11 protein-coding genes and 1 pseudogene are annotated in these 14,033 nt (G+C 68.9%); 5 read left to right on the top strand and 7 right to left on the bottom strand.

The window, feature by feature from the left end; genetic code table 11:
* Positions 1 to 26: 26 nt before the first annotated feature.
* The 6 genes from LK409_RS01820 to coq7 all read right to left on the bottom strand — a co-directional run bounded on the left by LK409_RS01820 (position 27) and on the right by coq7 (position 7,452).
* Positions 27 to 1,163, bottom strand: coding sequence for a glycosyltransferase family 4 protein (locus tag LK409_RS01820; RefSeq protein ID WP_010925971.1), 1,137 nt, complete (start codon positions 1,161 to 1,163; stop codon positions 27 to 29).
* Positions 1,164 to 2,534, bottom strand: coding sequence for a murein biosynthesis integral membrane protein MurJ (gene murJ / locus LK409_RS01815; RefSeq protein WP_003816395.1), 1,371 nt, complete (start codon positions 2,532 to 2,534; stop codon positions 1,164 to 1,166).
* A gap of 1 nt (position 2,535) precedes the next feature.
* A complete protein-coding gene (locus tag LK409_RS01810; protein WP_010925970.1) occupies positions 2,536 to 3,561 on the bottom strand; it encodes an SDR family oxidoreductase in 1,026 nt (341 codons plus the stop codon).
* A gap of 11 nt (positions 3,562 to 3,572) precedes the next feature.
* Positions 3,573 to 4,847: a Vi polysaccharide biosynthesis UDP-N-acetylglucosamine C-6 dehydrogenase TviB gene (gene tviB / locus LK409_RS01805; RefSeq protein WP_041937111.1), complete on the bottom strand. Its 1,275-nt coding sequence runs from the start codon at positions 4,845 to 4,847 to the stop codon at positions 3,573 to 3,575.
* A 105-nt stretch (positions 4,848 to 4,952) separates the two neighbouring features.
* Positions 4,953 to 6,056 carry an MraY family glycosyltransferase gene (locus tag LK409_RS01800; protein WP_003808448.1) on the bottom strand — a complete coding sequence of 368 codons (1,104 nt, stop codon included), beginning with the start codon at positions 6,054 to 6,056 and terminating at the stop codon, positions 4,953 to 4,955.
* A gap of 727 nt (positions 6,057 to 6,783) precedes the next feature.
* Complete coding sequence (gene coq7 / locus LK409_RS01795; RefSeq protein WP_003808447.1) at positions 6,784 to 7,452, bottom strand: 2-polyprenyl-3-methyl-6-methoxy-1,4-benzoquinone monooxygenase; 669 nt, start codon at positions 7,450 to 7,452, stop codon at positions 6,784 to 6,786.
* A 123-nt stretch (positions 7,453 to 7,575) separates the two neighbouring features.
* Between coq7 and LK409_RS01790 the strand changes: the two genes are divergently transcribed.
* From LK409_RS01790 to LK409_RS01780, 3 genes are all read left to right on the top strand, one after another.
* Positions 7,576 to 8,013, top strand: coding sequence for an OsmC family protein (locus tag LK409_RS01790; RefSeq protein WP_003808444.1), 438 nt, complete (start codon positions 7,576 to 7,578; stop codon positions 8,011 to 8,013).
* 66 nt (positions 8,014 to 8,079) lie between these two features.
* Positions 8,080 to 9,051, top strand: coding sequence for a thymidylate synthase (locus LK409_RS01785; RefSeq protein ID WP_003808442.1), 972 nt, complete (start codon positions 8,080 to 8,082; stop codon positions 9,049 to 9,051).
* Between the two features lie 30 nt (positions 9,052 to 9,081).
* Positions 9,082 to 9,579, top strand: a complete 498-nt coding sequence (locus LK409_RS01780) for a dihydrofolate reductase (protein ID WP_041937110.1) — start codon at positions 9,082 to 9,084, stop codon at positions 9,577 to 9,579.
* Here LK409_RS01780 and LK409_RS01775 read toward each other — a convergent pair.
* Positions 9,543 to 10,996 (bottom strand): annotated as a pseudogene (locus tag LK409_RS01775) (aminotransferase-like domain-containing protein). The gene LK409_RS01780 and the pseudogene LK409_RS01775 overlap by 37 nt on opposite strands.
* A 225-nt stretch (positions 10,997 to 11,221) precedes the next feature.
* Between LK409_RS01775 and LK409_RS01770 the strand changes: the two are divergent.
* Both LK409_RS01770 and LK409_RS01765 read left to right on the top strand, forming a co-directional pair.
* Positions 11,222 to 12,505 carry an aspartate aminotransferase family protein gene (locus tag LK409_RS01770; protein WP_010927683.1) on the top strand — a complete coding sequence of 428 codons (1,284 nt, stop codon included), beginning with the start codon at positions 11,222 to 11,224 and terminating at the stop codon, positions 12,503 to 12,505.
* A 31-nt stretch (positions 12,506 to 12,536) separates the two neighbouring features.
* Positions 12,537 to 14,030 carry a CoA-acylating methylmalonate-semialdehyde dehydrogenase gene (locus LK409_RS01765; RefSeq protein WP_010927682.1) on the top strand — a complete coding sequence of 498 codons (1,494 nt, stop codon included), beginning with the start codon at positions 12,537 to 12,539 and terminating at the stop codon, positions 14,028 to 14,030.
* The last annotated feature ends 3 nt before the right edge of the window (positions 14,031 to 14,033 follow it).

The raw sequence follows: 14,033 nt of genomic DNA, 5'->3' as shown, positions 1-14,033 counted from the left end.
GATCGTGACGACGACGGGAGCGGCGGCTACTTCGCCTGGCTCAGCGCATCATCGAATAGTTGTTGCCACAGGTCCAGCACATGGCGCGCCGAGAAGCGTTCGCGCACGTCGATGGCGCGGGCGGCCATGGCGCGCCGGCCCGGCTCGTCGTCGATGGCGGCGGCCAGCGCCTGGGCCATGGCCCCGGCGTCGCCCGCCGGCCGCACCAGCACGCCGTCCACGCCGGGGCGCACGATCTCGCGCGGCCCGGTGTCGCAGTCGAAGCTGACCGGCATCAGGCCGCTGGCCATCGATTCCAGCAATGTATTGGACAATCCCTCGAAACGCGAGGTCAGCACGTACAGGGCGGCGCAGGCGTACCAGTCGCCCACGTTGCCGGCCCGCCCGGGCAGCGCCACCCGCTGCGCCAGGCCGGCCTCGTCGACCCGGCGCTGCAGCGCGGCGCGCTCGTCGCCCTCGCCCAGGATCACCAGGTCCCAATCGGGGTATCGCGGCGCGATGCGCGCATAGGCGTCGATGAGCACGTCGAAGCCCTTGTCCGGATGCAGGCGGCCGACCGCCAGCAGGCGCGGCCGGCCGTCGGCGGGCGGCACGAGCACGGGTTCGGTGCGCGGCAAGGGCCAGTGCACCGGATTGGGGATCACCGCCAGCCGCGAACCCGGCACATGCGTGCGCAGCCAGTCGGCGGTGCCGCGCGTCAGCGCCACCACGCGCGCGGCGCGCGGATAGGTCCAGCGCCTCAGGCGCAGCCACATGCCCGAGAGCGCCTGCGACGGCGGATGGGTATGTTCGGTGGCCACGACGCGGCAACCCAGGCCGCGCGCGGCCAGCACCGCCAGCACCGAGGCCGTCGTCATCATGCCCAGCACGATATCGGGCTGGAAATCCTTGATCAGCGCGCGCAGGGCGCGGATCCGCCGCAGGTTGGCCAGCACCCCGCGCCAGCCGCCGCCCTCGCCCGCCGTATCCAGCGTACGCCGCAGGACCTGCGGATGCAGCGGGTAGACGTCGCCCGACGCATCGGCCTGCGTCACCAGCATGACCGCGCGGCCATCGCGCGCCCAGTGGGCGCTGAGATCGGCGGCCACGCGCTCGGCGCCGCCGCCGTGCAGAGAATGGATGAAGATCAGTACGCGCAAGGGACGTTCGGCGGGCCCGGGCATTCAGCGTTTCTCCCTGTCGTCGTCGCCGCCGTCCGCGCCTGGCGCCGGCCGCAGGGCCACGACCGTATAGCAGGCGAACGACAGCAGATACATCAGGCTGGTGGCGAGCATGATCCCCGCGGTGCCCATGCGCGGCGCCAGCACCGTATTGAGCACCGCCTTGAGCAGGAAGTTCGCCACGGCGATGAGCGCCATGATGCGGTAGCGGTTCTGGCTGGCCAGCAGCTGCACCAGGATCAGCACACCGAAATAGAACGGCAGCTGCAGCAGGCCCCAGCGCAGCACCTGCGCCACGGCCTGGGTATTTTCGGCAGTGAAGGCGCCGCGCTCGAACAGCAGCGCCACGCCCCAGGGCGCCAGCAGCCAGCCCACCACCACGGCGGCCGCGCCGGCGCCGACCATCAGCGCCGACCACTTGAGCGCCATGGCGCGCGCGCGCGCGCCATCGCCGCGGCTTTGCACATCGGCCAGCACGGGCAGCGCGGCGCGCCCCACCGACACCGCGCCGATGCCCAGCACCAGCGACAGCAGGCGGCTGGCGTAGCCCAGCGTGGCGTTGGCGTTGGAGCCCAGATTGGCCGCCGCGTATTGGTCGAGCGGGCCGACGAAACTCATGGCCACCTGCCCGACCAGCATGACGCCGGCGGCGGCGGCCAGCTCCGGCCAGTGCGGCGAACGCAGCGTGAACGCCGGCCAGCCCCAGAATCCGCCGTCGGCGCGCGCGGCCAGCCAGGCCAGCCAGGCGGCCTGGATCGCGTAGCCCACCAGGGTGCCCCACAGCAGCGGGCCCACGCTGTCGGCCGAGGCCGCCAGCATGACCCAGGCCAGCGTCGTCACGGCCGGCACGCTGTCGAGCAGGGTATTGACATGGCGCTCGTGCGAGCGCAGGCGCGCCGCGCTGATGCCGGCCATCAGCAGCAAGGCGGCCACCGGCGCGAAGGCCAGCAGCAGCTCGTGCGTCATGCCGTCGACGGTGCCCGACAGCCCGCCGCCCAGCCAGTCGAGCACATGGGGCCAGGCCATCCAGGTCAGCAGCGCCAGGGCCAGGCCCGCGGCCAGCGACCAGCCCTGCAGTTCGCGCACGAACCGGTCGCGCTCGTGTCCGCCCGCGCGGCGCAGCCGCACCAGCACGGGGATCAGCACGACAGACAGCGCGCCCACGATGGTAACCGGCAGCCAGGTGGCCATGGTCATGGTGAACTGGTAGGCGTCGACGGCGTCGCTGACGCCATAGCGGTACGCCACCGCCATCTCCTTGATGGCGCCGGCGGCCTTGCCCAGTATCAGGAAGACGGCCACCCGGAACGCACCCTTGAAAATGCGTTGGTGGTCCGGATGAATCGCGTCGAGTTTGCGGCGGATGGCTTTCAAATCAACGCAGGAATTGCGTGTACCAGGGCATGGCGGCTTCCAGCCCGCGCAGGATGTCGTAGGCCGGCTCGTAGCCCAGCAGCTTGCCGGCCTTGCCGATGTCGGCCTGCGAGTGGCGCACGTCGCCGGCGCGGAATTCCGCGTACACCGGCGCCTTCTCGTACGACACGCCCTGCCCGGCCAGCGCGCGCCGCAGGTGCTCGAACAGCTCGGTCAGCGTCGTGCGCGCGTTGTACGCCACGTTGTAGACCTGGTTCGCGCCTTCCGGTGCGGCCATCGCCGCCAGCAGGTTGGCCTGCACCGCGTTCTCCACGAAGCAGAAGTCGCGGCTGGTCTGGCCGTCGCCGTTGATCACGACGTCCTCGCCCTTGATCATCGCCGCCGTCCACTTCGGAATCACCGCCGCGTACGCGCCGTCCGGGTCCTGGCGCTTGCCGAACACGTTGAAGTAGCGCAGCCCCACGCTGGAAAACCCGTACGAGCGCGCGAACACGTCGGCGTACAGCTCGTTGACGTACTTGGTCACCGCGTACGGCGAGAGCGGATTGCCGATGCGCTCCTCGACCTTGGGCAGGTCGGGATGGTCGCCGTAGGTCGAGCTCGAGGCCGCATAGACGAACGCCTGGACCTGCGCGTCGCGCGCGGCCACCAGCATGTTCAGGAAACCGCCGATGTTGACCTCGTTGGTCGTGATCGGGTCTTTCAGCGAACGCGGCACCGAACCCAGCGCGGCCTGGTGCAGCACCCGGTCCACGCCCTGCACGGCGCGCTGGCAGGCCGCCAGGTCGCGGATGTCGCCTTCGATGAAGGTGAAGCGCGCCCATTGCTCGGGCGTCACCGCCGCGCGCACCTCGTCCAGGTTGTGCTGGTGCCCCGTGGCGAAGTTGTCCAGCCCCACCACCGCCTGGTCCAGCCCGAGCAGCGTCTCGAGCAGGTTCGAGCCGATGAAGCCGGCGCAGCCGGTCACCAGCCATTTCTGGGGTTGGGCCCGCAACTGCGCGCACGTGGTCTCAAAGCGATTCGTCATGGAGTTCCTTCTTACAGCCTCAGGTCAGCCTGGTCGGGGGCCAGCACATACTTCAGGTCGTACAGGATGTGCTCGGCCTTGCCGAACTTGCGGATCGCCTCGGCGCCCATCTCGACGAACTGGTGGTGCGACACCGCCAGGATGACCGCGTCGTACGCCCCGGCGGCCGGCTTGGCCACCGGCGTGATGCCGTACTCGTGCTCGGCCTCGGCCGGGTCCACCCACGGGTCGTACACGTCCACGTCGACGTGGTACTCGCCCAGCTCGCGCACGATGTCCACCACGCGCGTGTTGCGCAGGTCGGGGCAGTTTTCCTTGAACGTCAGGCCCATCAGCAGCACGCGCGCGCCCTCGACGTGGATGCGGCGCTTGGCCATGGCCTTGACCAGCTGCGAGACCACGTAGCCGCCCATCGAGTCGTTCAGGCGGCGGCCCGCCAGGATGATCTCGGGGTGGTAGCCGATCGACTGCGCCTTGTGCGTCAGGTAGTACGGATCCACGCCGATGCAGTGCCCGCCCACCAGGCCCGGACGGAACGGCAGGAAGTTCCACTTGGTGCCGGCGGCCTGCAGCACGGCCTCGGTGTCGATGCCCATCTTGTTGAAGATCAGCGCCAGCTCGTTGATCAGCGCGATGTTGACGTCGCGCTGCGTGTTCTCGATCACCTTGGCGGCCTCGGCCACGCGGATGCTCGAGGCTTTGTGGGTGCCGGCCGTGATGATCTCGTTGTACAGCTGGTCGACCAGCTCGGCGACTTCCGGCGTCGAGCCCGAGGTCACCTTCTTGATGGTGTTGACGCGGTGCGCCTTGTCGCCCGGGTTGATGCGCTCGGGGCTGTAGCCGGCGTAGAAGTCCTGGTTGAACTTCAGGCCCGACACGCGCTCGAGCACCGGCACGCAGTCTTCCTCGGTGGCGCCCGGGTACACGGTCGATTCGTAGATCACGATGTCGCCGCGCTTGAGCACCGCGCCGATGGTCTCGCTGGCCTTGACCAGCGGCGTGAGGTCGGGCTGCTTGTACTCGTCGATCGGCGTGGGCACGGTGACGATGAACACATTGGCCTTGCCCAGTTCCTCGCGCTCGGCGGTGTAGCTGAGCTGCCCGGCCTGGGCCAGTTCGTCGTCCTCGACTTCCAGGGTGTGATCGTGGCCGGCCTTGAGCGCGGCGATGCGGCGCTCGTTGATATCGAAGCCGATCACCGGGCGCTTCTTGCCGAACTCCACGGCCAGCGGCAGCCCCACGTATCCGAGGCCGACAACGGCCAGTTTCACATCATCAATGCGCAAGATAAATCTCCCTATCAACCGTGTGACGGCTACGGAATTGTATGTAGTTTGAACGTGTTTGTAGCGTTGTAGCACCCCGCGCGCGGGCACGGGGGCCACGATGGATCAGTGCGTTCGAATGACGGACGGCAGCAGCAGCCAGCCGGGGCGGCGCCAGGACACCAGCCGCATGTACAGCCACGTGTAGACCGCGGCGAACACGACCAGGCTGGCGCACAGGAACCAGGCGTTGTCCCACCAGATGGTGGCGGGCACCAGGCCGATGAGCGCCAGCACCCACATGTAGGGCGAGGCCAGGGCATTGCACAATGCCGGCACCGCATGGCGGCGGCCGCGGCTGAACGTCACGCGCACCAGGCGGCGGAACACCAGCTGATGCAGGTGCAGGGCATCCGGCTGGTCGACCGGCACGCCGCGCTTGAAGCGGCGCCGCCAGATCGAAAAGCCCGTTTCGAATACCGGATAGAACAGCACCGCCAGCGCGTAGAACGGCGACACCGACGGATTGCGCACCACCAGCAGCACGGCCAGCTCCGCCAGCATGAAGCCGAGGAAGTACGCGCCGCCATCGCCCAGGAACACCCGTCCGAACGGGAAGTTCCAGACCAGGAACCCCAGCGTGGCCGAAGCCAGCGCCGCGGCGATCATGAAAATGGGCATGTCGCCGACCTGCAGCGCCACCAGACTGATCGACACCGCCATCAGGGTGGCGATCATGCCGGCCAGCCCGTTCATGCCGTCGACGATGTTCAGCGCGTGCGTACACCCGCCCACCGCGAACATGGTGAAGATCAGCGACACCGGCCAGAACGACAGCACCCAGTCGACCGGCGCGATGCCCACGCGGCTCACCCCGCCCAGCAGCCACCAGGCGATCGCCGCCGAGGCGAACGCGGCGAGCAGGCGCTTGCTGGCGCCGATGTCCTTGGTAATGTCTTCGAGCAGGCCGGCCACGAACACGGGCAGCGCCGCCACGAACAGCGCCGGCCACAGCCAGGTCAGCGTCATGTTGCTGGGGCCGAGCACCAGCAGGCCGGCCAGCGAGCCGGCCAGGACCGCCAGCCCGCCCACGCGCGGCGTTGCCCGCGTGTGCGAAGCCTGCGGCTTGTTGAGGTCGCTATCGCCGGTAAACGCGCCATGCCAGCGCTCCGACGCCACGATGAGTCCCCCCACCATGAATGCGACCACGCATATGTACAGCCAGGTCACAGAGTCACCTTAGGTTGGTCTATGGAGACGAGTCCGCCATTATCGGCCGCAGGTGTAACGCCCATATATGGCAGCAATAATGAAGTGCAAGTCGCCAGTACAGAAAGTAACGTCTCGGCCCGCCGGGCTTGCCGGTCTGGAACCGTCCAGGCGATTGTAGAGCTTTCCGCCCTCGTGCAGCGGGGAAAGTTCAGGGAAAACACCAATAAGCCGGATGAGCGCCCGGCCTGCCCCCTGCGCGCCGCGCGTCGCGGCGAAAAAAAAGCCCGAGATCTTGCGATCTCGGGCTAAATCCACCAAAGGAGGAGGGTGGAGGAGACAACCGTGGCATGTCGGGATTGCGTCAGGCCTTGCGACCCGGAAATCGCGGCAGTCGGGGTATCCATGTTTGCTGGCCTTGGGCCGGCGGTTCTGGCACCGCACCGTCTGCGTTTCAACATCCGATGTGCAAATAGTAGAGGATTCTTTTGTGCGATGCAAGAAATTTTTTGCATTGCCCGGATCCGGCCCCCGGTCGTTGGATTTTTGCCGCACCGCCTGGGCGGCTCACGGCGAAACCCGCGTCGATATTGGGCTGCAGCGTGAAGCGGGTTAATGCCGAAAGGGAAAACCCTTGCGGGATTACCCTAGAGATTTCAAGCATTTAGAAGCGGCCGGGGCGCGCCGCCCCAAGCCTGGGCGGCGCTTTTTGCCGCAATGCACCATAAATGGGTAGATTGTCCCCATTTCAGAGCCAATAGGCGGTGGACGTCATGACCTTGGACATCGCCCGCATCGCGCCGCGCACCGGCGCGGGCAGCGGCACGCCGCCGGCGCGCTCGGCGCTGGCGCGGTGCTGCGCTTCGTCTTCCTTCATTTTCTGCACGATGTCGCGCGAGCGCCGGTCCTGCACCGGCAAGGTGCGCAGGTGGCCGTCCAGGTGCGCCTCGACCTGGCGCTCGGTCTCGGCCATGAAACCCAGATTGCGCGGCACGCCGGCGTAGCTGGCCAGCACGCCGAGCGCGAAGGAGCCGGTGTACCAGAACGGGTTGAGCAGGCTGGGGCGGCTGCCCAGCTCCCGCAGGCGCTCGTTGCACCACGCCAGGTGATCCACTTCCTCGGCCGCGGCCTGGCGCAGCAGCTCGCGCGCGGCCGGTTCGCGGCAGGCGGCCGCCTGGCCGCGATACAGCGCCTGCGCGCACACTTCGCCCACGTGATTGACGCGCATCAGGCCGGCGGCATGGCGCCTCTCGCGCTCGGACAAGGCATCCGGCGCCTCGGGCGCCTGGGCGGGATACGGCCGGGCGGCGGTGGCGGCGCCCGAAAGCACGCGCAAGGCGCGGTCGATTTCGCCGATCAGGCCATCGAGCGGGCCGGCGCGACGGCCGAGCGCGGAAGCGGAACTGGAGGTGGACATATGGATACTCCCTGGAAAGTCGCGCCGCCCTGTCGGCGGGCGGGGTTCTCCGCCAACCATTGTACGCAACGGGTATGATCGCTTTTTGATGGCGCGCAAGGCCGCGCCCACCGCTACAGGACTATGCAGATGGAATGCACGATCGATTGGGGCGGCCCTGCGGGCATGCTGTTCACGGCCAGCACGGGCAGCGGCCATGTGGCCGTGATGGACGGCGCGGTCGATGGCGGCGGCCATGACCTGGCGCCGCGCCCGATGGAAATGCTGCTGGCCGGCACCGGCGGCTGCACCGCCTATGACGTGGTGCTGATCCTCAAGCGCGGCCGCCACGCCGTGACCGGCTGCAGCGTCAAGCTGCAGGCCGAACGCGCCGACGCCGATCCGAAGGTTTTCACGCGCATCCATTTCGCGTTCACCGTCACCGGCAGCAAACTGCCGCGCGCCGCGGTCGAACGCGCCGTGCAGCTGTCGCACGAGAAGTACTGCTCGGCCTCGGCCATGCTGGAAAAAACCGCCGAGCTCAGCTTCTCGGTGGACATCGTCGATACCCAAGCCGCGTAACCCAAGCCGCGTAACCCAAGCCGCAAACCGGGCCGCGCAGACACCCCGCGGCCCGCCGTCACCACGATGAAACAATATCTAGACCTCGTCCAATCCATTCTCGACCAGGGCGCCTGGCAGGAAAACCGCACCGGCGTGCGCACGCTCTCGCTGCCCGGCGCGGCGCTGCGCTTCGACCTGCAGCAGGGGTTTCCCGCCGTCACCACCAAGAAGCTGGCGTTCAAGTCCGCCATCGGCGAAATGGTGGGCTTCCTGCGCGCCACGCGCAGCGCCGCGCAGTTCCGCGCGCTGGGTTGCAAGGTCTGGGACCAGAACGCCAACGAGAACGAGCAATGGCTGGCCAACCCGTACCGCGAGGGTCCCGACGACCTCGGCCCGGTCTACGGCGTCCAATGGCGCCATTGGCCGGCCTACAAGCTGCTGCCGCGCAGCGCCGGCGGCCAGGTGGCCGACGCGCTGGCGCGCGGCTACCGGCAAGTGGCCGAGGTCGCGGAAAACGGCGCGCCGCACGTGCTGCTGTACAAGGCGGTGGACCAGTTGCGCCAGTGCCTGGACACCATCCACCAATCGCCGGGCGACCGCCGCATCCTGTTCCATGGCTGGAACTGGGCGCAGATCGAGGAAATGGCCCTGCCGCCCTGCCATCTGCTCTACCAGTTCCTGCCCAATGCCGGCACGCGCGAAATCTCGCTGTGCCTGTACATCCGCTCCAACGACGTAGGCCTGGGCACGCCCTTCAACCTGACCGAGGGCGCGGCGCTGCTGCACCTGGTCGGCCGCCTGACCGGGTACAAGCCGCGCTGGTTCAGCTATTTCATCGGCGATGCGCACGTCTACGAAAACCACCTGCCGATGCTGCGCGAGCAACTGACGCGCGAGCCCTATCCGGCCCCGCAGCTGGTGCTGTCGGACCGCATTCCCGATTTCGCCGTGACCGGCAAGTACGAGCCGCAATGGCTGGAGCAGGTCGAGCCGGGCGATTTCACGCTGAGCGGCTACCAGCACCACGCGCCGCTGACCGCCCCCATGGCGGTCTGAGCGGCCCGACGACGCCTCACGCCCTTGCCCATGCCCGCCACTCCCCTGCTCAGCCTGGTCGTCGCCTATTCGACCAACGGCGTCATCGGACGCGACAACGCCCTGCCCTGGAAGCTGCCCGGCGACCTGGCGCACTTCAAGCGCACGACCCTCGGCCATCCCATCATCATGGGCCGCAACACCTGGGAATCCCTGGGCCGCCCGCTGCCGGGGCGCACCAATATCGTGATCACCCGCAACCCGGCCTATGGCGCCGCCGGCGCCGTGGTGGTGGGCTCGCTTGACGCCGCCATCCAGGCCTGCGGCGACGCCGCCGTGGCCTGCGTCATCGGCGGCGCGCAGATCTACGCCCAGGCCCTGCCGCTGGCGCAGCGCGTGGTGGCCACCGAGGTGCATGCCGAGATCGAGGGCGACGCTTTCTTCCCGCCGCTGCCGGCCGGGCAGTGGCGCGAAACGCAGCGCGCGGCACAACCGGCCGAGAACGGCCTGCGCTACGACTTCGTGGAATACGAGCGCGTGGCGGGCTGAGCGCTCGCCCCCGCGCCGCGCAGGAACCGCCACAGCGCCGCGGCGTCCGAATACGCCACGTTGAAGCGCAGCCACGGGATGTCCGCGTCGGCCGCGTCGAAATAGGATCCCGGCGCCAGCCAGATACCGTCCTTGAGCGCCAGCTCGGCCAAGGCATTGGCGCCGCGCTCGCGCCAGGCCCCGCCGGGCCGCTCCCACAGGAACAGGCCGGCCTGGGGACGGGCGCACAGTTGCAGGCCATGCTCGTCCATCGCCTGCACGACCTGCGCATGCGCCTGCCCCAGGCGCTCGCGGGTGCGCAGCACATGGGCGCGGTAGCGCCCCTCGCGGATGACCTGGTGCACCACGCGCTCCATGATCTCGGGCGAGGTCAGCCCGGCCGCCATCTTGGTGCGCGCCAGGTCGCGCACCAGGTCGCGGTGCGCCACGATGTAGCCGACCCGCACCGACGGGCTGATGGCCTTGGAGTAGCCGCTCAGGTAGACCACGCGCTGCGCGCCGTCCAGCGCCGCGAGCAAGGGGGCAATGGCGGGCATCAGCTCGCGCGAAATATCGTCTTCCACGATCCACAGTCCGTGGCGCTCGGCCGCCTGCAGCACGCGGAACGCGTTGGCCATGCCCAGGCTGGCGCCGCTGGGGTTCTGCAGCACCGTGTTGACGAACAAGGCGCGCGGACGGTGCGCCAGCGCGGCGGCGTCGAGCGCCTCGCAGTCGATGCCGTCGACGCCGCGCGGCACGCTGACCACGCGCATGCCCGCCAGCCGCAGCAACTGCAGCAGATTGGCGTAGCAGGGCTGCTCGACCAGCACCGTATCGCCGGGGCGCAACAGGGTGCGCATGACCAGGTCCAGCCCGTGCGTGACGCCTTGCGTCAGCAGCACCTGGTCGGCCTCGGCCGGCATGCCGGCCGCGCCCAGGCCGGCGGCGATGGTCTCGCGCAGCGGCGCGTAGCCATAGGGATGCCCATAGCCGGCAATGCGCAGCGCCGGCACCCGGCCCAGGTGCCGCAGCGCCTGGTGCAGGCCCTCTTCGTGCAGCCATTCGGGCGGCAGCCAGCCGCAGCCCGACTTGATCGGGATGGAGTGGTCGGCATAGATATCGGACAGCAGCCAACTGTCGTTGAGCCGCGGCGGCGACCATTGCCCCGGGGTGCCCGCGCGCGGCGCGGCCGCCTGCGGCGAGGCGACCCGGTAGCCCGATCCGGGCCGGGCAGCCAGCCCTGCGCGGCCAGCCTGCTATAGGCGCTGGCCACGGTAAAGGTGCTGATGCCGTGCTGGCGCGCGAACTCGCGCACCGACGGCACGGGCATGCCAGGCCGCAACTCTTGCCGGGCGATGGCGCTGCTGAACGCCTGCACGACCTGCTCGACCAGCGAAGGCGCCTGCGCGCGGCCGCGCACGGGTTGGAAATCGATCACGGAAGGTCTGCCAGGTAGATTTCTGTACAGTTAGCCAGAATCCAACTATACAGTTAGCGGTATTTACGTCGATTGTATATTTTCATTCCCTGGCAGGCGGGCCAGAATCGATCTCGTCCCCTGCCCGGCCACCGCACGCGCGGTCGGCGCACACCGCAGGCGTTACCTCTGGAGCGACCCTCATAGAATGCCCCCGCCAGCCCGCCCGACCTGTCGCATCTCTGGATGCCGTTTACCGCCAACCGGCAGTTCAAGTCCCAGCCGCGCCTGCTGGCCCGTGCCGAGGGCATGTACTACACCTCGACCGATGGCCGCCAGATCCTCGACGGCACGGCCGGCCTATGGTGCGTGAACGCGGGCCACTGCCGCCCGGAGATCGTGCAGGCCATCGCCAGCCAGGCCGGCGAGATGGATTACGCGCCGGGCTTCCAGCTGGGCCACCCGCTTGCGTTCGAGGCGGCCACCGCGGTGGCCTCGTTCATGCCGGCCGGCATCGACCGCGTGTTCTTCACCAACTCCGGTTCCGAATCGGTCAACACCGCGCTGAAGATTGCGCTGGCCTACCACCGGGCGCGCGGCGACGCGCAGCGCACCCGCCTGGTCGGGCGCGAACGCGGCTACCACGGCGTGGGCTTCGGCGGCATTTCGGTGGGCGGCATATCGGCCAACCGCAAGACGTTCTCGGGCGCGCTGCTGCCCGCGGAGGACCATCTGCCCCATACGCACAGCCTCGAGCACAATGCGTTCTCCAAGGGCCAGCCGGCCTGGGGCGAACACCTGGCCGACGAACTGGAACGCATCGTGGCGCTGCACGACGCGTCGACCATCGCCGCGGTGATCGTCGAGCCCATGGCCGGCTCGACCGGCGTGCTGGTGCCGCCCAAAGGCTACCTGCAGCGCCTGCGCGAAATCACCGCGCGGCACGGCATCCTGCTGATCTTCGACGAAGTGATCACCGCCTATGGCCGGCTGGGCTCGCCCACCGCGGCCGAGCACTTCGGCGTCACGCCCGACATCATCACCATGGCCAAGGGCGTGAGCAACGCCGCGGTGCCGGCCGGCGCCGTGGCGGTCAAGCGCGAAGTCCACGACGCCATCGTCAACGGCGTGCAGGGCGGCATCGAGTTCTTCCACGGCTACACCTATTCGGCCCACCCGCTGGCGGCGGCCGCCATCCTGGCCACGCTGGGCATCTACCGGCGCGACGACCTGTTCGGCCGCGCCCGCGACCTGTCGCCCGCTTTCGAGAAAGCGGCGCATGCCCTGCAAGGCGCGCCGCACGTCATCGACGTGCGCAACATCGGCCTGGTGGCCGGCATCGAGCTGGCCTCGCGCCCCGACGCGCCGGGCGCGCGCGCGGCCGAAGCCTTCCGCAAATGCTTCGACAGCGGGCTGATGGTGCGCTATACCGGCGACATCCTGGCCGTCTCGCCGCCGCTGATCATCGACGAGGCGCAGATCGGCGAGCTCTTCGAGGGCATCGGCAAGGTGCTCAAGGAAATCGCCTGACCCGGCACCCGCCACGCAACAGACCATACCCATGAAGACCATTCCGCATTTCATCAACGGCCAGCCGTACGAAGGCCGCAACGGCCGCTACACGCAAGGCTTCAACCCCGCCACCGGCGAGGTCTCCAGCTCGATTCCGCTGGCTTCGGCGCAGGACGTCGACACCGCCGTGGCGGCCGCCGCGGCGGCGTTTCCGGCCTGGTCGGAAACGCCGCCGCTCAAGCGCGCGCGCATTCTGTTCAAGTTCAAGGCCCTGCTGGACGAGCACCAGGACGAGCTGGCCGCGCTGATCACCGCCGAGCATGGCAAGGTGTTCTCCGACGCCAAGGGCGAGGTGACGCGCGGCATCGAGGTGGTGGAGTTCGCCTGCGGCATCCCGCACCTGCTCAAGGGCCAGTACACCGACCAGATCGGCGGCGGCATCGACAACTGGAGCATGCGCCAGCCGCTGGGCGTGGTGGCGGGCATCACCCCGTTCAACTTTCCCATGATGGTGCCGTGCTGGATGTTCCCGGTGGCGCTGGCCTGCGGCAACACCTTCGTGCTCAAGCCGTCCGAGCGCGACCCCTCGGCCGCGCTGCGCCTGGCCGAGCTGCTCAAGGAGGCTGGCCTGCCCGACGGCGTGTTCAACGTGGTGCAGGGCGACAAGCAGGCGGTGGACGCGCTGATCGCGCATCCGCAGGTCGAGGCGCTGTCGTTCGTCGGCTCCACGCCGATCGCCGAATACATCTACGCCGAGGGCACGCGCCGCGGCAAGCGCGTGCAGGCCCTGGGCGGCGCCAAGAACCACATGGTGGTCATGCCGGACGCCGACCTGGACCAGGTCACCGACGCCTTGATGGGCGCGGCCTATGGCTCGGCGGGCGAACGCTGCATGGCGATCTCGGTCGCGGTGGCGGTGGGCGAGGTGGCCGACGAGGTGGTGGCCCGCCTGGCGCCGCGCGTGCGCGCCCTGGTGGTCAAGGACGGCATGCAGGCCGACGCCGAGATGGGGCCGCAGGTGACCGCGCAGCACCGCGCCAAGGTTACCGGCTACATCGAGGACGGCCAGGCCTGCGGGGCCACGCTGGTGGTCGACGGGCGCGGCCTGCAGGTGCCCGGCAACGAAGGCGGGTTCTTCCTGGGCGGCACGCTGTTCGACCACGTCACGCCCGCCATGAACATCTATCGCGAGGAGATCTTCGGCCCGGTGCTGTGCATCGTGCGCGTGCCGGACTTCGCCGCCGCGGTGGAACTGATCAACGCCCATGAATTCGGCAACGGCGTGTCCTGCTTCACGTCCGACGGCGGCATCGCGCGCGCCTTCGCGCGCCAGATCAAGGTGGGCATGGTCGGCATCAACGTGCCCATTCCGGTGCCGATGGCATGGCACTCGTTCGGCGGCTGGAAGCGCTCGCTGTTCGGCGACCACCATGCCTACGGCGAGGAAGGCGTGCGCTTCTATTCGCGCTACAAGAGCGTGATGCAGCGCTGGCCCGACAGCATCGGCAAGGGCGCCGAGTTCACCATGCCCGTGGCCAAGTAGGCG

Source organism: Bordetella parapertussis (assembly GCF_020735925.1).
In the GTDB taxonomy this organism is placed as follows: domain Bacteria; phylum Pseudomonadota; class Gammaproteobacteria; order Burkholderiales; family Burkholderiaceae_B; genus Bordetella; species Bordetella pertussis.
This window is presented reverse-complemented; position numbering and strand designations above follow the sequence as displayed.